Annotated in this window: 23 protein-coding genes, 4 tRNA genes and 2 pseudogenes; 18 read left to right on the top strand and 11 right to left on the bottom strand. The window is 70.0% G+C overall.

Going from position 1 to position 20,358, the window contains the following annotated elements; genetic code table 11:
* Positions 1-79 precede the first annotated feature (79 nt).
* The 3 genes from ABCR83_RS17345 to ABCR83_RS17355 all read left to right on the top strand — a co-directional run bounded on the left by ABCR83_RS17345 (position 80) and on the right by ABCR83_RS17355 (position 1,298).
* A complete protein-coding gene (locus ABCR83_RS17345; RefSeq protein WP_462695934.1) occupies positions 80-634 on the top strand; it encodes a tRNA adenosine deaminase-associated protein in 555 nt (184 codons plus the stop codon).
* A 35-nt stretch (positions 635-669) separates the two neighbouring features.
* A complete protein-coding gene (tadA, locus tag ABCR83_RS17350) occupies positions 670-1,152 on the top strand; it encodes a tRNA adenosine(34) deaminase TadA (RefSeq protein WP_462695935.1) in 483 nt (160 codons plus the stop codon).
* Between the two features lie 59 nt (positions 1,153-1,211).
* Positions 1,212-1,298: transfer RNA gene (locus tag ABCR83_RS17355), tRNA-Ser, on the top strand.
* 67 nt (positions 1,299-1,365) lie between these two features.
* Here ABCR83_RS17355 and ABCR83_RS17360 read toward each other — a convergent pair.
* A complete protein-coding gene (locus ABCR83_RS17360) occupies positions 1,366-1,620 on the bottom strand; it encodes a hypothetical protein (protein WP_462695936.1) in 255 nt (84 codons plus the stop codon).
* Positions 1,621-2,072: 452 nt separating this feature from the next.
* Here ABCR83_RS17360 and ABCR83_RS17365 point away from each other — a divergent pair, with 452 nt between their 5' ends.
* Both ABCR83_RS17365 and ABCR83_RS17370 read left to right on the top strand, forming a co-directional pair.
* A complete protein-coding gene (locus ABCR83_RS17365) occupies positions 2,073-3,458 on the top strand; it encodes a family 2B encapsulin nanocompartment shell protein (RefSeq protein ID WP_462695990.1) in 1,386 nt (461 codons plus the stop codon).
* Positions 3,445-4,704: a SufS family cysteine desulfurase gene (locus ABCR83_RS17370; protein WP_462695937.1), complete on the top strand. Its 1,260-nt coding sequence runs from the start codon at positions 3,445-3,447 to the stop codon at positions 4,702-4,704. Before ABCR83_RS17365 ends, ABCR83_RS17370 begins: the two co-directional genes overlap by 14 nt.
* A gap of 21 nt (positions 4,705-4,725) precedes the next feature.
* Here the strand turns inward: ABCR83_RS17370 and ABCR83_RS17375 are convergent, their stop codons facing one another.
* Positions 4,726-5,121: an STAS domain-containing protein gene (locus ABCR83_RS17375; RefSeq protein WP_462695938.1), complete on the bottom strand. Its 396-nt coding sequence runs from the start codon at positions 5,119-5,121 to the stop codon at positions 4,726-4,728.
* Positions 5,122-5,752: 631 nt separating this feature from the next.
* On the opposite strand from ABCR83_RS17375, the gene ABCR83_RS17380 reads away from it, so the two are divergent.
* The 5 genes from ABCR83_RS17380 to ABCR83_RS17400 all read left to right on the top strand — a co-directional run bounded on the left by ABCR83_RS17380 (position 5,753) and on the right by ABCR83_RS17400 (position 9,184).
* A complete protein-coding gene (locus ABCR83_RS17380; RefSeq protein ID WP_462695939.1) occupies positions 5,753-5,917 on the top strand; it encodes a hypothetical protein in 165 nt (54 codons plus the stop codon).
* Positions 5,918-5,946: 29 nt separating this feature from the next.
* Positions 5,947-6,240 carry a Dabb family protein gene (locus ABCR83_RS17385; RefSeq protein WP_462695940.1) on the top strand — a complete coding sequence of 98 codons (294 nt, stop codon included), beginning with the start codon at positions 5,947-5,949 and terminating at the stop codon, positions 6,238-6,240.
* Positions 6,241-6,451: 211 nt separating this feature from the next.
* Positions 6,452-7,381, top strand: a complete 930-nt coding sequence (locus tag ABCR83_RS17390) for an RNA polymerase sigma factor SigF (RefSeq protein ID WP_462695941.1) — start codon at positions 6,452-6,454, stop codon at positions 7,379-7,381.
* Between the two features lie 199 nt (positions 7,382-7,580).
* Entirely contained in the window at positions 7,581-8,414 is an 834-nt protein-coding gene (locus ABCR83_RS17395) for an RNA polymerase sigma factor SigF (protein WP_462695942.1), read from the top strand.
* A 68-nt stretch (positions 8,415-8,482) separates the two neighbouring features.
* Positions 8,483-9,184: a hypothetical protein gene (locus ABCR83_RS17400; RefSeq protein ID WP_462695943.1), complete on the top strand. Its 702-nt coding sequence runs from the start codon at positions 8,483-8,485 to the stop codon at positions 9,182-9,184.
* Between the two features lie 29 nt (positions 9,185-9,213).
* Here ABCR83_RS17400 and ABCR83_RS17405 read toward each other — a convergent pair whose 3' ends face one another.
* Positions 9,214-9,435, bottom strand: coding sequence for a hypothetical protein (locus ABCR83_RS17405; RefSeq protein WP_462695944.1), 222 nt, complete (start codon positions 9,433-9,435; stop codon positions 9,214-9,216).
* 195 nt (positions 9,436-9,630) lie between these two features.
* Here ABCR83_RS17405 and ABCR83_RS17410 point away from each other — a divergent pair, with 195 nt between their 5' ends.
* Together ABCR83_RS17410 and ABCR83_RS17415 are read left to right on the top strand one after the other, a co-directional pair.
* Positions 9,631-10,116, top strand: a complete 486-nt coding sequence (locus ABCR83_RS17410) for a MarR family winged helix-turn-helix transcriptional regulator (protein WP_462695945.1) — start codon at positions 9,631-9,633, stop codon at positions 10,114-10,116.
* A 94-nt stretch (positions 10,117-10,210) separates the two neighbouring features.
* A pseudogene (locus ABCR83_RS17415) lies at positions 10,211-11,761 on the top strand (MDR family MFS transporter); the annotation flags it as partial.
* Between the two features lie 123 nt (positions 11,762-11,884).
* On the opposite strand, the gene ABCR83_RS17420 reads toward ABCR83_RS17415, so the two are convergent.
* The 8 genes and pseudogenes from ABCR83_RS17420 to ABCR83_RS17455 form a co-directional block, all read right to left on the bottom strand.
* Positions 11,885-12,631 (bottom strand): TetR/AcrR family transcriptional regulator, encoded by a 747-nt coding sequence (locus ABCR83_RS17420; RefSeq protein WP_462695946.1) that lies wholly within the window; start codon positions 12,629-12,631, stop codon positions 11,885-11,887.
* Positions 12,632-12,900: 269 nt separating this feature from the next.
* Complete coding sequence (locus ABCR83_RS17425) at positions 12,901-14,391, bottom strand: MFS transporter (protein WP_462695947.1); 1,491 nt, start codon at positions 14,389-14,391, stop codon at positions 12,901-12,903.
* Positions 14,392-14,442: 51 nt separating this feature from the next.
* Positions 14,443-14,784: pseudogene (locus ABCR83_RS17430) on the bottom strand (winged helix-turn-helix domain-containing protein); the annotation flags it as partial.
* Between the two features lie 64 nt (positions 14,785-14,848).
* The gene (locus tag ABCR83_RS17435) at positions 14,849-15,739 is read right to left on the bottom strand and encodes an amidohydrolase family protein (protein WP_462695948.1); all 891 of its coding nucleotides are present in this window, start codon (positions 15,737-15,739) and stop codon (positions 14,849-14,851) included.
* Between the two features lie 65 nt (positions 15,740-15,804).
* Positions 15,805-15,881, bottom strand: a tRNA-Met gene (locus ABCR83_RS17440).
* Positions 15,882-15,923: 42 nt separating this feature from the next.
* Positions 15,924-15,996: transfer RNA gene (locus ABCR83_RS17445), tRNA-Arg, on the bottom strand.
* A gap of 183 nt (positions 15,997-16,179) precedes the next feature.
* A tRNA-Ser gene (locus ABCR83_RS17450) sits at positions 16,180-16,278 on the bottom strand.
* Between the two features lie 213 nt (positions 16,279-16,491).
* On the bottom strand, positions 16,492-16,722 hold the full coding sequence (locus ABCR83_RS17455; protein ID WP_462695949.1) for a hypothetical protein: 231 nt from the start codon (positions 16,720-16,722) through the stop codon (positions 16,492-16,494).
* A 173-nt stretch (positions 16,723-16,895) separates the two neighbouring features.
* Between ABCR83_RS17455 and ABCR83_RS17460 the strand changes: the two genes are divergently transcribed.
* From ABCR83_RS17460 to ABCR83_RS17485, 6 genes are all read left to right on the top strand, one after another.
* Complete coding sequence (locus ABCR83_RS17460) at positions 16,896-17,369, top strand: hypothetical protein (RefSeq protein ID WP_462695950.1); 474 nt, start codon at positions 16,896-16,898, stop codon at positions 17,367-17,369.
* Positions 17,369-17,791, top strand: coding sequence for a hypothetical protein (locus ABCR83_RS17465; protein ID WP_462695951.1), 423 nt, complete (start codon positions 17,369-17,371; stop codon positions 17,789-17,791). Before ABCR83_RS17460 ends, ABCR83_RS17465 begins: the two co-directional genes overlap by 1 nt.
* Before the next feature lie 91 nt (positions 17,792-17,882).
* On the top strand, positions 17,883-18,113 hold the full coding sequence (locus ABCR83_RS17470) for a hypothetical protein (protein ID WP_462695952.1): 231 nt from the start codon (positions 17,883-17,885) through the stop codon (positions 18,111-18,113).
* Positions 18,114-18,187: 74 nt separating this feature from the next.
* Positions 18,188-19,561 carry a hypothetical protein gene (locus ABCR83_RS17475; RefSeq protein WP_462695953.1) on the top strand — a complete coding sequence of 458 codons (1,374 nt, stop codon included), beginning with the start codon at positions 18,188-18,190 and terminating at the stop codon, positions 19,559-19,561.
* Complete coding sequence (locus ABCR83_RS17480; protein WP_462695954.1) at positions 19,558-19,725, top strand: hypothetical protein; 168 nt, start codon at positions 19,558-19,560, stop codon at positions 19,723-19,725. Before ABCR83_RS17475 ends, ABCR83_RS17480 begins: the two co-directional genes overlap by 4 nt.
* Positions 19,722-20,357 carry a hypothetical protein gene (locus tag ABCR83_RS17485; RefSeq protein ID WP_462695955.1) on the top strand — a complete coding sequence of 212 codons (636 nt, stop codon included), beginning with the start codon at positions 19,722-19,724 and terminating at the stop codon, positions 20,355-20,357. Before ABCR83_RS17480 ends, ABCR83_RS17485 begins: the two co-directional genes overlap by 4 nt.
* Position 20,358 lies beyond the last annotated feature (1 nt).

Genomic DNA, 20,358 nt, shown 5'->3' on the forward strand with positions numbered 1-20,358 from the left:
AAGACCTCTCGCGACGGCGAGGTTTCTGCCACGATTCCGAGTGGGCGGGGTGCTGTCCCCGTCCGGCCCGGCACCGCCTATGACCAGTGGGAGAGTCACGGTGTACTTCGCCGCACTGCTCGCGCGCACCGAAGACGGGTGGCAAGCGAGCGACACAGACCTCGACAACGTGGAAACCCTGTCCGACTTCGCCGACCTGGCCCGCGAGGCCGCCGTCGACGACGACACGGTCCTGGTGTTCATCGAGCAGGAGGACACCTGGTTCGGCGTCATCCGGGTGGACGGCGAGGACGACCCCCGCATCTATCTCTCGAACGCCGCCGCCGCCAAGCGCAGCTCCTACGGGGCACTGCTGGCCGACGAGCTGCTCGGCCACGACGAGACCGAGGACGACGAACTCGACCGCCTCGACCTCGACGGCACCGAGGACGGCGAGCCCGACCCGGACGAGGAGGACACCGAGGAATCCGAGGAGACCGCCGCCGAGCGGGCACCGCACGGGCCGCTCGGCGATGTGCTGATCCTCGACGACCTGGGAGTGAGCTCCAAGGAGCTCCAGGCCATCGACGAAGAGGCCCTCAGCACCATCACCGAGGCGCTCGGCTGCCCCGACGTCCTGGAGGCGGTCCGCTGACCCCTCCCGGCCGGACGCCCGCTCACACTGGTGCCATGAACGAAGCCGCCCCCGACCACGACCCCGTACGCGCCCCCTGGCACACCCCGATGCGGGCGGCCCTCGAGGAGGCCGTACGGGCCCCCGCCGCCGGCGATGTGCCGGTCGGCGCCATCGTGCTGGCCCCGGACGGCTCCGTCATCGGCCGCGGCCGCAATGAACGCGAGGCCACCGGGGACCCGACCGGCCATGCGGAGATCCTGGCGATCCGCGAGGCCGCGCGGGCCGTGGGCGAGTGGCGCCTGACCGGCTGCACCCTGGTCGTGACCCTGGAGCCGTGCACGATGTGCGCGGGCGCCATCGTCCTGTCCCGTCTGGAACGGGTGGTCTACGGCGCGGCCGACGACAAGGCCGGCGCGGTCGGCTCGCTGTGGGACGTGGTGCGTGACCGACGTCTCAATCACCGCCCCGAAGTGATCTCCGGCGTCCTCACCGAAGAGTGCTCGGCGCTCCTCACCGACTTCTTCCGCACCCGCTGACCGCGGGCCACCGGAATCCGATTTCGGAGCACGGCCCAACGTCCGCTAAGCTCTCTCTCGGTAGCGTGTCCGAGCGGCCGAAGGAGCTCGCCTCGAAAGCGAGTGTGGGGGCAACTCCACCGAGGGTTCAAATCCCTCCGCTACCGCTCTCACCGGAGGGTCCGGCCTTGCACAAGGCCGGGCCCTCCGTCGTTCACATTCGGCAGCCGTTCTCTAAGAGCGGTAGAAGTACAGCGCGAAACGGTCCATCTCCTGCTCGCACTTCCACCTCTCTCCGGAGGTCCTGCCCACTGCGAGGCACTCGTCAGCGGTGTCGTAATGATCCTGGTATACCCACCCGGTCACGCCGGTTGACGACGACCGGTGGGCGGGAGCGGCGCTTGCCGCGCTCGCCGTGGCAAGGCCCGCTCCGAACAGCAGCGCGGCGGTGAGACCCAGGGCGGGGATTTTCCGGCCGATCTGAGACATGGTCACTCCTGTCACATGAGGTACGGCTTGCACGCTGGCTTACTTCTGCCGCACACGTCACAAGGTGCGACGCGGAGGAGCATCGGCCGGACGCTCAGCCGACGTCAAGTGTCAGAGTCAAGTGTTTTCCCAGAATTGACTGGACAGTCTGTCAAATACACCTGGGCGGCGAGCCATGAAGGGCATTCCCGTACGTACGAACAGGCCGTTTCCGGCCAGTTGGGCCCTCCGGTCAAAACCGGTCAGGTCTTGGTACGGGCCATTCCGGAACCCTCCCCTCAGGGAAGATCCACCACCGCCCCCGGCGCGGCCGTATAAGCCGCCTTTTGAGAACCCCCCACCTTCGCCTTCAGGCTTTTCAGGACTCCCTCCGGAATCCGGTGACTTGTGGTCGACCCTCGGTGACCGCACGATCGGGTCTCGCCCCCCGCCACCAGCACCCGGAGGTCTCCATGAACGACCGGCTCAGCCTCGCCCCCGATGCCGCACGGCAGTTGGCCACCACCACCAAGACCACCCCGCAGATGCGCGGCATCACGCCCCGCTATCTGCTGCGCGCCCTGCCCTGGGTGGACGTGGAATCGGGCGTCTACCGCGTCAACCGCCGCCGTACCTTCATCCTGGGCGACGACCGGATCAGCACCTATGCCGAGGGCGACACCCATCGCGTGATCCCCGAGGACCTCCGCGAACTGCCCTTCCTGCGCGAGGCGGACGAGGCGCTGCTCGCCGAGCTGGCCGGGGCGTTCAGCCAGGTCGCCTTCGAGCCCGGCCAGTCGCTGGCCGCCGAGGGCCAGGCCGCCGACCGGCTGTGGGTGCTGGTCCTGGGCCGCGCCGAGAAGCGGGCGGCCGGGCGGTACGACGCGGACGCCCGGCTGGAGGTGATCGGCGACGGCCAGTTCTTCGACGCCGCCGCCTGGGCCCGCGACGAGCCGCTGCCCTATGGCGTCACCGCGCTCACCGCGGGCACCGCGCTCACCGTCGAGCGCACCGCCCTGGCCGCCCTGGCCGACCGGGACCCGGCGCTGCGCGCGGCGCTCGCGGCATACGCCGCCGGACGGCAGGCCGCACCCGGCGCCGAGGTGCCGGTGAACCTCGCGGCCGGACACATCGGCGAGCCCGAACTGCCGGGCACCTACGTCGAGTACGAGGACGAGCCGCGCGAATACCACATGAGCCTGGCCCAGACCGTACTGCGCATGCACACCCGGGTCTCCGACCTCTACAACGGGCCCATGGACCAGACCCGGGAGCAGGCGGCCCTGACCATCCAGGCGCTCCGCGAGCGCCAGGAGGCGATGATGCTCAACCACCCGGAGTTCGGGCTGCTGAACAGCATCGCACCGGGCCAGCGCGTCCAGACCCGGACCGGCGCGCCCACCCCCGACGACCTGGACGAGCTGCTGTCCAAGGTCTGGAAGCAGCCCGGCTACTTCCTCGCGCACCCCAAGGCCATCGCCGCGTTCGGCCGGGAGTGTACCCGCCGGGGAGTGCCCCCGGTCATGGACACCAGGTTCGGCAGCCCGCTGCTGACCTGGCGCGGAGTGCCGCTGCTGCCCTCCGACAAGGTGCGGTTCACCGGCGGCGCGGGCGGTACGGGCGTCACCGAGATCCTGCTGATGCGGGTGGGCGAGGCCGAACAGGGCGTGGTCGGGCTGCGCCCGGCGAAGGTGCCGGACGAGGTCGAACCGGGCCTCGCCATGCGGAACATGGGGACCGACCAGAAGGCGATCACCTCCTATCTGATGACCGCGTACTTCAACACCGCGATCCTGGTGGAGGACGCCGCCGCCGTCCTCCAGAACGTCGAGGTGTCCAAGTACCATGACTACTCCTGAGGTTGCCCAACGCCCGGGGCGGACGGGCTCCTTCACCCCCGAGGCCGCGCGCCGGGACGTCCCCGTCCTGCACCGCACCGTGAACGGCCGGCCGCTGGTCTGGCTGGACAACGGCGCCACCACCCAGAAGCCGCGCCAGGTGATCGAGGCGCTGGCCGCCTACTACTCGGCCGCCAACTCCAACATCCACCGCGGTGCGCACACCATGGCCCGGGAGGCCACCGAGGCGTACGAGGCGGGACGGGCGGCGGTGGCCGGGTTCCTGGGCGCCGGGTCGCCGGACACCGTCTGCTTCGTACGCGGCACCACCGAGGCGGTCAACCTGGTCGCCCAGAGCTGGGGCCGGGCCAACACCGGCCCGGGCGACGAGATCCTGGTCGCGACGCTGGAGCACCACTCCAACATCGTCCCCTGGCAGCTGCTCGCCAAGGAGAGCCGGGCCCGCGTGGTGCCCATTCCGCTGCTCCCGGACGGGAGCATCGACCAGAACGCCTTCGCCGATCTGCTCTCCTTCCGCACCCGGCTGGTCGCGATCAGCCATGCGTCCAACACCCTGGGCACGGTCCCGCCGGTGCGGGAGATGACCGCGCTGGCCCACCGGTACGGGGCCAAGGTGCTGGTGGACGGGGCCCAGGCGGTGGCCCATTTCCCGGTGGACGTCCAGGAGTTGGATGCCGACTTCTATGCCTTCTCGGGCCACAAGCTGTACGGGCCCACGGGCATCGGCGCGCTCTATGGGCGGCCGGAGCTGCTGGCGGAGATGGCGCCCTGGCAGGGCGGCGGGAACATGATCGACCAGGTGGACTTCTCCGGCAGCAGCTATGCGCCCGTCCCGCACCGCTTCGAGGCGGGCACCGGGAACATCGCCGGGGTGATCGGTCTGCACAGCGCCATCGACTGGCTGAGCTCGTTCGGCCGGAGCGAGGTCGCCTCGTACGAGGCGGCGCTGCTGGAGTACGCACAGCGGGCGCTGGGGGCGGTCGAGGGGCTGGAGGTCCTGGGCTCGGCACCGGAGAAGATCGCCGTGCTGACCTTCACCCTGGCCGGCCACGACCCGGCCGAGGTCGCCCAGTGGCTCGACCGGGACGGCATCGCCATCCGGGCCGGGCACCACTGCGCGCAGCCCTCGCTCAGGCACTACGGCCTGGACAGCGCGGCGCGGGCCTCGCTCGCGCTCTACAACACTCCTGAGGAAGTGGACCAGTTGACGGGCTCGCTGCAGCGGCTGCGAGCGTCCGCCCGCTGAGTTCCGGTGTCCGTACCTCCCCTACGCCGGGACGCTGCCGTGGGGGAGGTCGGCCTCGACCGGGGCCGTGTCGAGCCAGGTGAACGCCGTGCCGAGCCCGGCGATCCGGATCACCTTGGACACCCGTGGCCCACCGCGCACGACCCGCAGCCGGCCGCCGCACCGGGCCGCCCGGTCCCGCGCCCTGAGCAACAGCCGAAGGCCGCTCGCGTCCAGAAACGTCACTCCACGCAGGTCGACGACCAGGTCGAGGTGGATCCCCGCCAGCGCCTCCAGGCGCGGAGCCAGTTCCTGGTCCGCCAAGATATCGATCTCTCCCCGCAGTTCCACCATGACCGCTCCCCCCGCCACACGCTCCCGCATGGTGAAGGCGAGCTCGTACCCGCCCATACGAACCTCACCGTTCTCCTTCTTCACTGATCCACCGCACCGGACCATTCCGCGCGCACGGCGGGCCGCCCGCAGGAAGCCGGAGCGGTGCCCTGATGCCGTGTGCCTTTCTGGTGCCCAGGCGGTGGGCGCTTCTCACCTCTGTCGCACAGCCGTGATCCGGCCGCCGCCCCGCCGTGTGGTGTTGGCCAACCACCCGTTGTGCACGGCGCGTTGCCACCGGTGCGGGAAAGCGCGGAGCCCCGGCCCCGAACCGAGTGCGCGAACGGTTCGAAGCCGGGGCTCCGGCAAACGCAGGAGGGGGGAAGCGGCATCGGGGGGACAAGCCGCTTCCCCCCATGAGGACACGGTCTCCAAGTACGGGCCGCAGTCAGGGGGGAAGCTCGCGGCCCGGACCCCGCAGAGAGGCCCATGTCCCAGGCCCTTCGGATTCCTGCCAGATCCGGTGGGCACGTTCCATCCTCCGCCCCCGGGAAGGGCCGGAAGGGCGGCGAAGGGCCCAGCTTGCAGGGCCTTAAGTCCTTAAAAATGGTGTGAGGAGACGGTGCGGGGGAAACCCGCCGCCGCCATTACGGAGACCTCGTCCATATGTGCGCATAGACTTTTGGGACGCTTGGGGGACGGGCGAACAGGCGGTCGGCAGGGGAGGCAGTACGTCATGGCGCAAGCCAAGAGGGTCGTGTTGTGGGCCATTGTCATCTTTGTGGCGTACACGATCATCCATTCCCCGGCCCGGGCCGCCGAGCTGGTGCAGATAGGGTTCCAGGGGATATCCGACGCCGCCAAGAGCGTCGGCGAGTTCATGACCCAGTTGGTCAAGTGAGTCCATGCGTTGCGGAAGGCGGCAGCCCTGTGATCCGTCACCTGGTCCTCTTCAAGCTCAACCAGGGCGTCGAGCGCGACGATCCGCGGGTGACCGCCGGGGTGCGGGCGTTCGAGGAGCTGGCGGAGCTGGTGCCCGAGCTGCGCTTCTGGGAGTGCGGCTGGAACATCACGGACCGGCCGATCGCCCATGACTTCGCCATCAACTCCGCCGTCGAGGACCCGGACGCGCTCCAGCGCTACCTGGGGCATCCGGCGCACCAGGCGGCCGCCGCACGGTGGCACGAATTCGCCACGTGGGTGATCGCCGACTACCCCGTCTGAGCCACTCCGCCCGCCCGGGCCCCTCGCCACCCGGCGGGGGGCTCTTTTCATACCCAACACGGCACTATGCGGTGCTTGCACACAGTGGACATGTCTTGTGATGCTATGACCGCTTTTGACGACCTTGGTGATGACGCTTGTCGATGCCTCATCGACATTGACCACATATGCGCGTTGACCGTGCAGTCGACCGTGAAGGGGTGGTGTGACCGTGCCGGCCCGAACAGCGTCCGAAGCCCCCCTCCACCACCCCGAGCCGACCGCACCGCCCGGCCCGACCCCGAAGGCCCCCGGGAGGGACGAGCACGCCCCGGAGGCCCCCGAGAGGGACGAGCACGACCCGGACGAGCACGACGAGGCCCCCCGCACCCGGGAGAGCCGGGGCGCGGACGCCAGGGCACTGACCCAGGTCCTCTTCAAGGAGTTCTCGGCCCTGGACCCGGGCACGCCGGAGCACGCCCGCGTGCGCGCCGCCCTGATCGAAGCCAACCTGCCGCTGGTGCGGTACGCCGCGGCGCGTTTTCGCAGTCGCAACGAGCCGATGGAGGACGTGATCCAGGTCGGCACGATCGGGCTCATCAACGCCATCGACCGGTTCGACCCCGACCGGGGGGTGCAGTTCCCGACCTTCGCGATGCCCACCGTCGTCGGCGAGATCAAGCGCTACTTCCGGGACAACGTCCGCACCGTGCATGTGCCGCGCCGCCTCCATGAACTGTGGGTGCAGGTCAATGGCGCCACCGAGGACCTGACGGTGCTGCACGGCCGGTCCCCCACCACCGCCGAGATCGCCGAGCGGCTCAAGATCGGCGAGGACGAGGTGCTGGCCTGCATCGAGGCGGGCCGTTCGTACCACGCGACCTCGCTGGAAGCGGCGCAGGAGGGCGACGGCCTGCCGGGGCTGCTGGACCGGCTCGGCTACGAGGACCCCGCGCTCGCCGGGGTCGAGCACCGGGACCTGGTACGTCACCTGCTCGTCCAACTGCCGGAGCGTGAACAGCGCATTCTGCTGCTGCGCTACTACAGCAATCTGACCCAGTCCCAGATCAGCGCCGAGCTGGGGGTCTCCCAGATGCATGTGTCCCGGCTGCTCTCGCGGAGCTTCGCCAGGCTGCGCTCCGCAAATCGAATCGACGCCTAACCCTTACGGGTGACACCCCCCTCGATGTCATGCGGCAGATATGTCGACTTGACGCTACAGCGTGTTGCCGACATGTGACATTCTGCAGGAACTGCGTTTGCCACAGCGCAGCCTCCGGTATTCAGGTGGAGGCTGAACCCCTCGGCCGTACTCTCGACTGGGGGTTGCTGTGACCCGTCCGCGACCTCAAGGGGGTGGCATGTCCGTAGACCTGGGCAGCGCGAAGGTGCTCGCCAATGACGCACCGCACGCCGTGCTCGACGACTGCGAAGCCATCGACACTCGCACCCTCTCCCGCTCCCTCTTCATGCGGCTGGCCGCCCTGGAGCGGGACAGCGCCGAGCGTACGTACGTCCGCGACACCCTCATCGAACTCAACCTCCCCTTGGTGCGCTACGCCGCCGCCCGCTTCCGCAGTCGCAATGAGCCCATGGAGGACATCGTCCAGGTCGGCACGATCGGGCTGATCAAGGCGATCGACCGGTTCGACTGCGAACGGGGCGTGGAATTCCCCACGTTCGCGATGCCGACCGTGGTGGGTGAGATCAAACGCTTCTTCCGGGACACCAGCTGGTCCGTGCGGGTGCCGCGCCGCCTCCAGGAGTTGCGGCTCGCCCTGACCAAGGCCAGCGATGAGCTCGCGCAGAAGCTCGACCGGTCGCCGACCGTGCCCGAGCTGGCCCTGTGCCTGGGCGTCTCCGAGGAGGATGTGGTCGACGGCCTGGCGGTGGGCAATGCCTATACGGCCAGCTCGCTGGACTCCCCCTCACCCGAGGACGACGGCGGCGAGGGCTCGCTGGCCGACCGGCTGGGGTACGAGGACTCGGCGCTGGAGGGCGTCGAATACCGGGAGTCGCTCAAGCCGTTGCTGGCCAAACTGCCTCCGCGCGAGCGGCAGATCATCATGCTGAGGTTCTTCGCGAATATGACGCAATCGCAAATCGGCGAGGAGGTCGGCATCTCCCAGATGCATGTCTCACGACTGTTGACGCGGACCCTGTCCCAGCTTCGCGAGGGGCTCATCGCCGACTGACCGGCCGGCCATCCGGCCGACCGGCCGCGCATCTGTACTTGCTGACGCTTCGTCAGCACACTGGGGTGATGCGACGGAAGACGCACCGCGCGAAGTTCGTCTCCGCTTCAACTGCCGCACTCTGTCTGGGTTTGCTCCTCACCGGGTGCGGCAGCGGTGCGCGCGAGGGCCGCGTCGCACTGTCGGACGCCGGACCCGGACCGTCCGGGCGGGTGCCGCCGAAGGACGGTGTGCGGCTGGTGCCCCTGCCCTCGACCGGCGAGCGGGTACGCACCACCCCGGCACCCGCTCCACGGCGCACCCCCGGCGGCGGCCGTACGCACATCTCCCGGCCGAGTCCCGGCGGTGGGGCCCGTACTCCCGCGCCGGTGCGGTTGCCCTCGGCCCGGCCGCCGGAATCGCCTCCGGCTCCGGCACCCTCGCCGTCGGCGTCCCCGTCACCGGCACCTTCGCCGCCCGAGACGGAGACGCTCACCGTGACCGAGCCGCGCCGGACGCCCGGCGCGCAGCGCTGGTGCGAGGAGGTGGCCCTGGTCTTCGCCAACGCGGGCCGCGCTCCGGTGACGGAGGGCACCGTCATCCTCGGCACCCATGTCATCGGGCCGCTGGGCGCCGACTGGACGACGGTCATCTCGACGCAGCCCCTGCCGGTGCCGATCGCCCCGGGGCAGGCGACCGAGTGGAGCCGGCAGGTGTGCGTGGACGCCTGGCGGGTGCCGCCGGAGGCGCACATCGAGACGCGGGACGTCCGGGTGGAGTGGAGCTCCTAGGCCGCGCCCGAGGGGGCGGTCCCGAGGGGTCAGGACAGCGCGAGCCAGGCCACGGCCGCGACGACCACGATCGCCACCACCACGCCGATGAGCACGCCCGTCCGTGAACCGGACCGATGGGTGGCCGCCGGGGCGGCCGGAGCCGCGGCGCGGCGGCCGGGGGTGCCCTCGTCGACAAAGGCACGGAACATCTGGGTGCTGCCCGCGGGGTCGTAGTTGCCCTCGGGGCCCTGCTGTTGGGGGTTGGCCATGGGTCAGGACCCTAGCGAAGAGGGGTGGCGCCCCGCGCGCCCGGGCCTGGTTTGCCCCGGCCGACGGGCCGGCACATGACGTACCCACGGTGAATCCTTGGCCAGCTCTTTGCTTCGATTACCCGATTTTCCTTGCCTTCAGCAACCAATCATCCTCTATGGTTGCTCCAGGCAACTGAAACTCCGGAGGACCCCTTGACCACGCACGGGCAGTACGAGGAGCTCGCCAAGCAGCTCGGCGCCATCGGCGTGATCAAGCGCGGCCTCAGCCGGGTCCTCCCCCCGGACTGCCCGCCCACTTCGGCCATCGTGCTCGCGCTGCTCAAGCAGTACGGCGAGCTGCGGATGAGCAAGCTCGCCGAGCTGATGGTCATCGACACTTCGGTGACCAGCCGCCATGTCGCGCACGCCACCGAACGCGGCTGGATCGACCGGCAGCCCGACCCGCTCGACAAGCGGTCGCGGCTGCTGCGCATCAACCCCCGGGGCGAGGCGCTGCTGGACGAGGTGTCCACCCGGTACGCCCAGGCCCTCGCCGGCGTCCTGCACGACTGGTCCGACAACGACGTCGCCCGCCTCATCGGTCTGCTGGCGCGCCTCCGCGAGGGCTTCGGCGAATGCCGGCCCTTCCCCCTCCGCCCGCAGGGCGCGGCCGACCCGGCAACCCGTACACCCGCGTAACCACCTCACCAGGAAAAGGAAACCCATGGCCAACACCACACCGTCGGGTGTGCGGGGCAGCCACACCGAACCCACCGGCCCCGATGCCGCGCCCATGACCCACGGTCAGATCATGCGGGCGCTGTCCGGTCTGCTGCTCGGCATGTTCGTCGCGATCCTGTCCTCGACGATCGTCTCCAACGCCCTGCCGAAGATCATGCACGATCTGCACGGCAGCCAGTCCGCCTACACCTGGACCGTCACGGCCGCGCTGCTCGCGATGACCGCGACGACGCCGCTGTGGGGCAAGCTCTCCGACCTCTTCAGCAAGAAGCTGCTCGTCCAGGCGGCCCTGGTCGTCTATGTGACCGGATCCGTCGTGGCCGGCCTCTCCCAGAACACCGGCATGCTCATCGCCTGCCGAGTGGTGCAGGGCATCGGCGTCGGCGGTCTGTCGGCCCTCGCCCAGATCGTCATGGCCGCGATGATCTCCCCCCGCGAGCGCGGCCGTTACAGCGGCTACCTGGGCGCGACCTTCGCCGTCGCCACCGTCGGCGGCCCGCTGCTCGGCGGCGTCATCACCGACACCAGCTGGCTCGGCTGGCGCTGGTGCTTCTATGTGGGCGTGCCCTTCGCGGTCATCGCACTGATCGTGCTGCAGAAGACCCTCCAACTCCCGGTCGTGAAGCGGGCCGTCAAGGTCGACTGGCTGGGCGCGTTCTTCATCTCCGCCGCCGCCACCCTGCTGCTGGTCTGGGTCACCCTCGCGGGCAAGAACTACGACTGGCTGTCCTGGCAGACCTACACCATGGTCGGCGGCTCCGTGCTGCTGGCCGCGATCTTTGTGTTCGTCGAGACCAAGGCGGCCGAACCCATCATTCCGCTGCGGCTGTTCCGCAACAAGACGATCGCCCTCACCTCGGCCGCCAGCCTCTTCGTCGGCGTCTCCATGTTCACCGGCACCGTCTTCTTCTCCCAGTACTTCCAGCTGGCGCGCGGCAAGACACCGACCATGTCCGGCGTGATGACCATCCCGATGATCGCGGGCCTGTTTGTCTCCTCGACCGTCTCCGGCCAGGTCATCACCAAGAACGGCCGCTGGAAGATCTGGCTGATATCCGGTGGTGCCCTGCTCACCGCGGGCCTCGGCCTGCTGGGCACCATGCGCTACGACACCCCGTACTGGCACCTCGCCATCTATATGGCACTGATGGGCCTCGGCATCGGCATGATGATGCAGAACCTGGTGCTCGCCGCCCAGAACCAGGTGGCCGCCCAGGACCTCGGCGCCGCCAGCTCCGTCGTCACCTTCTTCCGCTCCCTCGGCGGTGCGGTCGGCGTCTCCGCGCTCGGCGCGGTGGTCTCCACCCGGGTCAAGGACTATGTGGTGGACGGCCTGACCGCCCTCGGCCCGCAGGGCGCCGCACTCGCCCACCGGGGCACCGGCGGCGGCATCCCGGACCTCAGGACACTGCCCGCGCCGCTGCGCACGGTCATGGAGAGCTCCTACGGGCACGCCATCGGCGATGTCTTCGGCTATGCCGCGCCCTGTGCGCTGATGGCCTTTGTGCTGGTCCTCTTCATCAAGGAAGTGGCGCTCAAGGGGCGGGCGGGGGCCGCGGCTTCCGCCGAGGCGGGTACCGCCGGCGAAGGCGAAGCGGCGGCCGAGCCCGTCAAGACGGGCTGATCCAGGCTCCGGCGGGGCGGGTGACGAGCGGACACCTGCCCGCCGGATGGGACCCCGGCGGGGCGTGCAACGGCAGGGGACGGCCCGCGCGCTCCACCGGGGTCAGCGGTCCCGCACCGCCTCGATGCCGGCGATCACCATGTCCAGCGCGATCTCGAAGTTCCGCTCCCACATCTCGGAGATGCTCTCGTCCCCGCGCGCCCGGGTCGCCTCGATCGTCTCCCGGTAGGCCTCCGCGTTCTCCAGCCGGCTCTCGACCAGGTCGGCGATCTCCGTGAAGTACGCGGCCTCGGACATGTTCGCGGCCTGCAGCTTCTCCTGGTACACGCCCTGCGTCGTCGCGAAGCCATAGACAAACTGGAAGACCGCGGACACCGCCCCGCTGACCATCGGCAATGGCACACCGCTGCGCCGCATCACATTGAGCACCGTGTCGGAGAACGCCATGGTGTGCGGGCCGATGTTCAGGTACTTGACCATCAGCTCCGGCAGCCAGGGATGGGCGACCAGCATCTTGCGGTACTCCCCCGCGACCTGGCGCAGCTGCTCCCGCCAGTCGGCCGCATCGTCGGCGCCGGGGAGCGTCATCTCGCCGCTCACCTCGTCCAGGGCGAGCTCCAGGAGACCGTCCTTGTTGTCGACGTACCAGTAGACCGACATCGCGGTCACCCCCAGCTCGGCGGCCAGCCGGCGCATGGAGAACCTCGCCAGGCCCTCGGCGTCCAGGAGGCGGACCGTGGCCGCGACGATCCGATCCCGGTCGAGGGCGCCCTCGTCCGCCTTCCGCTTGGCGGGCGGCGACTTCTTCCCGGCCAGCCAGATACTGGTCCGGGGGCTGTCAATGGTCATGCGCTCCCTCTCCGCTGCGCCGGTGGTACGTGCTGAATGCTAGGGCGCTGCGCTTGGCTGGGGGTGCGGGTGCGTTGTCGGGGTGCCGGAGCCCCCGGACCCCTCTGTCCGGTGGACGACCAGCCGCCAACGGCGCCCGGCCCCCACAAGTGAGCTCAACGAATCCACGTGTGCGCAACGGGCGGTGCGGGGTGGGGCTCCTACGCCCCGAAGGGGCGTGCCCACCCACCGTGCCGCGCACGGCAGAGCCGACAAGCCCGCGCAGCGGCCTAGCTGGTTCGTTCCGCCTTGCGGAGCAGGAGTGCGGCCAGGATGCCGCCGGCCAGGACGGCTGTTGCGCCCACCAGTTGGCCGGACTGGACGCCGGAGGCGAAGGCGTCCTGGATGGTGGAGCGTTGGGCGGCGGTGTGGGCATGGGCCAGGGCGGCGGGGAGGGAGCCCGCTCCGGCGGCCATGGCAGGGAGGAGGGCGGCGAAGCGGGAGTTGAGGACCGCTCCCAGGACTGCCACTCCCAGGCCGTTGCCGAACTCCATGAGGGTGCCATTGACTCCGGCCCCTACGCCTGCCTTCTCCGGGGGTATCGCGGACATGATGGCGCCCGCCATGGCGGGTTGGGCGACGGCGATGCCGATGCCCATGACGACCAGGCCGAAGAACATCCCGGTGTAGCCGTGGGCGCCCAGGGTGGCGATCAGGGCGAGGCCGATGGCGAGCAGGCCCATGCCGGTGCCGATGGCTGTCGGGGTGCCGAACTTCGGGAGGAGGCGGGCGCCCACGCCGGTGAGGTTGAGGACCACGATCACCAGGGCCAGGGGGGTCATGCGCAGGCCGGTCTCCAAGGGGCCGTAGTGCAGGACGAATTGCAGGTGCTGGCCCAGGAGGAAGAAGGAGCCGCCCATGCCGAAGGCGACCAGGATGCCACCGGTGACGGCGCCCACGAAGCGACGGTTGCTGAAGAAGTGCATGTCCAGCATGGGATTGGGGACGTGGCGCTCCCAGAGGGCGAAGGCGGCGAGGAATGCCACGCCGACGGCCGCCGAGAGGAGGGTGCGGGGAGCCGTCCAGCCGTGCACCGGGCCGGTGATGATGGCGAAGACCACGGACGCCATGCCGATGGTGGACAGCAGGGCGCCCAGGAGGTCGGGACGGTCTCCGGAGGGGTTCTTGGACTCGGGCACCAGCTTGACCACCGCAATCAGGGCAAGCATGGCCACCGGGATGTTGACGAGGAAGATCGAGCCCCACCAGAAGTGGTCGAGCAGCGCGCCGCCGATGAGCGGGCCGGCGGCGAAGCCCAGGGAAGCCACCGCGCTCCAGATGCCGATGGCCTTGGCGCGTTCGTCTTCCTGGAAGACCTGGACGACCACGGCGAGCGTGGTGGTCATCAGCAGCGCGCCGCCCACGCCCATGCCCGCGCGGGCGGCGATCAGCTCGCCCGTGGTCTCGGAGAGCGCGGCGCCGAAGGAGCCCAGGCCGAACAGGGCCAGGCCGGCCGCGAGCAGCTTTTTGCGGCCGTAGCGGTCGGCCGCGCTGCCGGCCGTGAGCAACAGGCCCGACTGCACCAGGGAGTAGGCGTTGATCATCCACTGGATGTCGGAGGTGGCGGCGCCCATCTCCTTGGTGAGGGAGGGGATCGCCACGGTGAGGACGGTGTTGTCGAGCAGGACGGTGAGCTGGGCGAGGCAGATGACGCCGAGGATTACCCAGCGGGCGGGATGGCGTTGTGGTGCGTCGGTGAGAGCGGCGGTAGGCGCCGACATGCGGACTCCCTTGTACGGCGTACGAGCGACGTACAACGTACAAGGGTTGCTCTACGGCGTACAAGATGTTTTTTTGGACCCGAGGAGTGTGGACCCGAGAGGCGCGGGCCTGAGGAGGTAGCCCGCGCCACGGCGGGTGTGGATCATGGGCGGACGGTTGGCGTCGATCTTCTTGCGGAGATAGGAGATATAGAGCTCGACCACATTCCCCCGGTGGGTGAAGGCATGGGGCCAGACCTGGTCGAGGATCTGCGACTTGCTGAGCACCCGGTTCGGGTGGCGCATCAGAAGGCGCAGCAAGGCGAATTCGGTGCCGGTGAGCCGGATCTCCGTGCCGTTCCGGGATGCCTCGCGGCTCTCCTCGTCGAGTACCAGGTCTCCGACGACCAGCACGGGCCGGGCAGTTGTCGATGTGGTCATGCCGCCAGCGTGCGGGCGGCCGGTGAGAGCCTTCTTTTCAGCGTCTGGGAATCGGCTGAGAAATCGCGAACAGACGGGCGGCGTTGTCGTGGCACACGGCTCGCAGCCAGGCGTCGTCGGGGGCGACCCGGGTGAGGGCCTGCAGGGCATGGACGTAGTCGTAGGGGATGTTGGGGAAGTCGCTGCCGAAGAGAATCCTTTCGCCGAGGGCGGCGAGGCGTGGCAGCTCGGCGGGCGGGAACGGCGTCACCCAGTCCAGGAAGTCCGTGAAGGCCAGGGTCGTGTCGAGGTGGACGCCGGGGTACCGCTCGGCCAGGTCGAGGAAGTCGCCGTACTCGGGCATCCCCAGGTGGGCGATCACCAGCCGCAGCGCGGGATGCCGGGCCAGCAGGCCTGCGATGGGGCCGGGCCCGGTGTGCTTGCCCGGCATGGGGCCCGAGCCGCAGTGGATGACGACCGGCGTACCGGCCTCGGCCAGCGTGCCCCAGACCTCGTCCAGCAGGGGGTCGGCCGGGTCGTACTCGCCCACCTGCACATGCGACTTGAAGACCCGCGCTCCGGCATCCAGCGCAGCCCGGACATAGCGCCCGGCGTCCGGTTCGGGGAAGAAGGTCGCGGTGTGCAGACAGTCGGGCGTACGGGCGGCGAAGTCCGCGGCCCAGGCGTTCAGCCAGGTGGCCATGGCGGGCTTATGGGGATAGATCATCGAGGTGAAGGCCCGCACTCCGAAGCCGCGCAGCAGCTCGAGGCGCTCCTCCTCCTGGTGGCGGTAGGCGATCGGCCAGGGGCGTCCGACGAGCGGGCCGGCGGCGTCGAAGCAGGCCCAGACCTTGGTCATCACCCGGTCGGGCATGAAATGGGTATGGACATCGATCAGGCCCGGCAGTCCCAGCGCCCGCCAGAATTCGACGATCTTCGCGTTCTGCACGATCCCACCCCCGGAAACCGGAAATACACCACAGGCCCGGCACCTGAGTGCCGGGCCTGTGGCCATGGTAGCGGGGACAGGATTTGAACCTGCGACCTCTGGGTTATGAGCCCAGCGAGCTACCGAGCTGCTCCACCCCGCGACGGTCGAGAGGGCCGGTTATGTACACCGGTCTTCTCGGCTGCGCGCTCGGCAGGATTCGAACCTGCAACCTCTTGATCCGTAGTCAAGTGCTCTATCCGTTAAGCTACGAGCGCTTGGCTTCCCGGCGGTTTTTCCTGCCGGTCGGCGTTGCGTGGACAACATTACATGACCCGCGCCGAGAGGTGAAATCCGTTTCCCTTGGGGGGTCTGACCTGGGAAAACGGCGTTTCATAGATCACCCGTAGATCAACGGAAAGAGCCCCGGCCGTCGATGACGATCAGGGCTCTTCCGGCTGCGGAGGCGGAGGGATTTGAACCCTCGATCAGCTTTAAAGCCGAAACCGCATTAGCAGTGCGTTGCCCCTCGTCCGGCCGGGGCGGGGGGCACCCCCTCCAGAGGGTCCTTGCAGGTCACCGGGCATCCCGCCCTCACGCCTATCCGGCCCCAACCGATCCCTTCCCGGCCTCTTGGTGCCATCGCTGTGCCATCAACCGGGGCATCGTTCCTTGCCAGTTGAGCTCTGGGTTTTGCCCTTGCCCGTGGCAGTGAGCTGACTGCCGCAGGCACGGCACTGCCACCTCGGCTGGCCGTCCGCATGCGGCTGGCGCTATTGGTCGCGCTCCTCGGAGGTGACGGTCCTGCTCGAAGCGGTCGGTCCGGCCGAGACGGGGCGGTCAGGCAGGGTTGCCCCGGGACGCCCCGCAAACCACTCGATGAACTGACGGCAGACCGCAGAGCGGTCCTTGCCGATCGCGCCGGCGGCGGCTTCGAAGTCGGCCCACAGCCCGTCGTCGATCCCGCGGACGCCGCGGAGCTTCTCCTTGTGCCGATTGGCCATGCGGGAATCCTCGCAGGGTGGTTGACCACCTGTCCAGCTTCTGCCATCGTGGAGGTGGTTAACCACCCGTGAGCAGTCCGGATGGCTACCAACGCAAACGGCCCTCGGCCGGTGCTAGTAACACCACGCCGAGGGCCTGACGGAACCCCTGACTCAACCAGGAGCCCGCTGTCATGCACCTTCTCATGTCCCCTGTCGCGGCTGGAACCCTACGCCGCCTCTCCAACCTCGTCGCCGACGCTTTCCGCTCCGTCCTCGCCCCGGCCGCCCTTGCCCACGACGGGCAAGGGGTCACCGATTCCGATCCGGCCGACATCTACGCGGCCGAGGAAGTGCCTACCGCCGGTCAGATCGAGGCTGCTGCTGCCGAGTTCGATCGTGCGGCCGACCAGGCCCGTCGGGCCGACCGCGGTAAGCGCGCCGCTCGAAAGATCCTCGACCGCCTTCCCGCCGGAACCTACGGCTCGTGGGTGATCTCCCGGGTGGCGTCGTCGCGGCAGACCGCCGACCTGGACGAGATCCGCCGCATCTTCACGGAGCACGGCCTCGGCCCGGTGCCGATGAAGGCCACGGCACCCTCGCTGAAGGTCCAGCGCGCCCAGGCCGTCCCGGTCGTGGGCGAGGCCGCCGAGGCGGTGACCATCTGATGGACGACACGGACCCCACGCTTCCCGAAAGCGTCACCGCGCTCCTGCGCGCTGTTCTCGATGCTCTCGACATCCCCTTTCCCGCCACCATCGGGGATGGCGAGATGCACGACAAGATCCTGAACGACCGCGTCATGCACGCCGTGATCGCCCTGCGCAGCGTTCTCGGCGACGGAGCCGCGTGCGATCTGGAATGGACGACCGCCTACCTGCGCGAGCGGCTGGCCACCGTGCCGCCCACCGGCTACCGCGTCTACGGCACCCCGCGCACGCCGTCGCTCCGCACGCCGTCCGAGCGCGGTGAGCAGTGCATGGCGGCCGACCGCCCGGACATGCCCCAGCTGTACAGCTGCCGGTGCTTCAGGGGCGGGCCGACGTGCCCGCGGCCGGGCAAGGCTGACCAGGGTGGTGGCCGGTCATGAGCAACCCGCCCCAACCGCGCCCCTGCACCACGTGCGGCGGCGCAGGCGGCACCAGCAAGGACACGTCGAGCGGTGGTATCACCCGCCGGACATGGCGTACCTGCAAGACGTGCCGGGGAAGCGGGGTGCGGCCTTGATGGGCACCCGCTACCCGGTGCGCCGTCCGACCGAGGACCCCGCCGTACACGCCGCCTCCCGGGCCCTGCCCCCGGTCCACGTGCTAGTCGCCGCCGTCGCAGCCGCACGCGCCGATGGGGACCGGCACGGCATGCAGCTCTTCGCCCTGGCCGCCGTCCGCGCAGCCGGCGCTTCCACCCGCTGAACCTCGCGTAGCCCCGCCCTGACGGCTGCGCCCCGGGGCGGGGCCGCGCTTCTCCCGTACTTCACGGAGCACTCATGGCTGTTGACGTACCTGCTCTCTGGGCGAGTACCTCCCCGTACCTGCTCGTCGGTCTCGGCGTACTCGCCGCCGTACTCCTCGCCGCCGCCCGTATGGCCCGCCGGGCCCGGGAGGCGACCGGAGGCGTTCCCGCTGCCGTGGTCGTCGCGGCGGTCGGGGCGGTGGTGAGTACGGCGTACTCCGCCGATACCTCGTGGAACTTCGCCGGGGACCACCTCGGCATGACCTCGACCGGCGAACGGGCGATGATGTTCGCCGCCGCCGAGATCGGCCTGTTCGCCATGGCGTTCATGGCCCGCCAGAACCTCCGCACCGACGGCGCCCCGGGTACGCCCGGCATCCTGGTGTGGCTCGTCACCGGGGTACAGGTGATCCCGGCGTACTCGGAGTCCGGCATCGTGGCCGGCACTGTCCGCGCGTTCGTCGGCCCCGTGCTGTCCGCGCTGCTGTGGCACCTCGCGTTGGGGATCGAGCTGCGGCACGACACCGGCGCCGACTCGCAGTCGCTCCCGGCGGTGCTCGGCCGGGAGGCGCGGGAGCGGCTGCTGTCCTGGCTCGGCCTCGCCCAACGCGGCCGGGACGCCGAGCAGATCACCCGCGACCGGTGGACCCGCATCGCCACCGTGCGCGCGGCCCGCCTCGCCGACCTCAAGGACACCGACGCCCGCCCCACACGCATCCGCCGCGCCCGCCGCCGCCTGGCCGAAGCCGTGGACCGCACCGACGCGGGCGTACTTCTGGAGCAGCGGACCGTACTCCTGGAACGGATCGGCGCCTACCGGCACGCCACCGAACTCGCCTTCCTCGCCCTGCCCTCCCCCTGGCAGGCATCGCCCGTTCCCGAAGCCGCCGAGGTTGTGGAGATCGAGCGGGTGCCCGTCCTGGCCGCCGAGTCCGAGGTGTACTCGGAGCTTCCGGCCGGCGCCTTCCCGGCGGCAGCGTCGGAGGACCATGGCGAAGCCCCGAAGAGGGTTGAGGGGTACGCCGCGCCGCGCGTACCGCAGGCCGTACCCGCGGGGGTTCGCCTGCTGCCGATCGTGGCCCGCCCGGTCGAGCAGCCGGAACCCGGCACGGTCGCCGCCGAGGCCCCGCGTACCCGCCTCGAAGTACACGCCGAGTACGTACCCGACCCCCTCGCCCCACCCGTACCCGAAGTCCCGGACGACGACGGGCCCGACCCCATCGACGAGCCTGCCGATGACAGCCCGCCTCCGCCCGCCGAGGACACGCTGACTCCTCGCGCGCGGGAGGACTTCGCCGACGTCCTCGCAGCCGGGAACGTGCCGTCCATCCGCGGCCTGAAGACCCGGTACGGCATCGGCCAGGCCCGAGCGACCCGCATCAAGACCGAGCTGGAGAGGGCGGCATGACCTCCCTCCTTGTCGCCCTCGCGTGGGCGGCGCTGACCGCCGGGGCCGGATGCGCCCTGGCGGCCGTCGCCCCGCGGGCCCTGCGCCCGGTGCTCGCCACCACCACGTTGATCACGCTCGCCGTGGCCTACGTCGCCACACTCTTCCGCTGGGGAACCCCATGACCGAGCAACTGATCCCGCCCCTCCCCGTGCACCCGCCGACGGTCGATGCACCGGCCCCGGCGTGGTGGGACGCCCTGTACGCCGACGACGAGCCGCAGCCCACCCCGCCCGCGGCGGCCCCGCGCCTGCCGGACTGGTGGAAGCCAAAGCCCACGTTGCCGACACCCGACCCGGCCCCGGAGGCCGAGGAGGACGAGCCCGCCGTCGGGACCGACGAGCCCGAACACGATCAGCTGGAGGAAGAGTTCGAGGAGCTGGAACAGCCGCGCGAGCACTTCGGCCAGCGTGGTCCCGTCCGTGCCGTCCTGGACACGGTCAGCGAGAACCCCAAGCATCGGCGTCGCCTCGAAGTGCTCGCGTACAACGCCTCGGCGGCCGGGGCCGGTTGGTGGGCCGGTGCTGGCCCGTGGGTCCACGACTCCCTCGTCTTCTACGGCCAGCACGACACCCCAAACGGGGTCTACGTCGGCTGCGGTGTCGTTGCCGTCGCCGCCCTCGCGGAGATCCGCTCCCACCACTGGCGCGGCCCCCACAACCACATCGTGGTCCGGCTTCTGGGCTGGCTCGCCCGCATCCCCCTCGCCGCCGCCGTGCTCGCCCTCGCCCTGTACACACCCGACGCCCGCTTCTGAC

The organism is Streptomyces xingningensis (assembly GCF_054957865.1).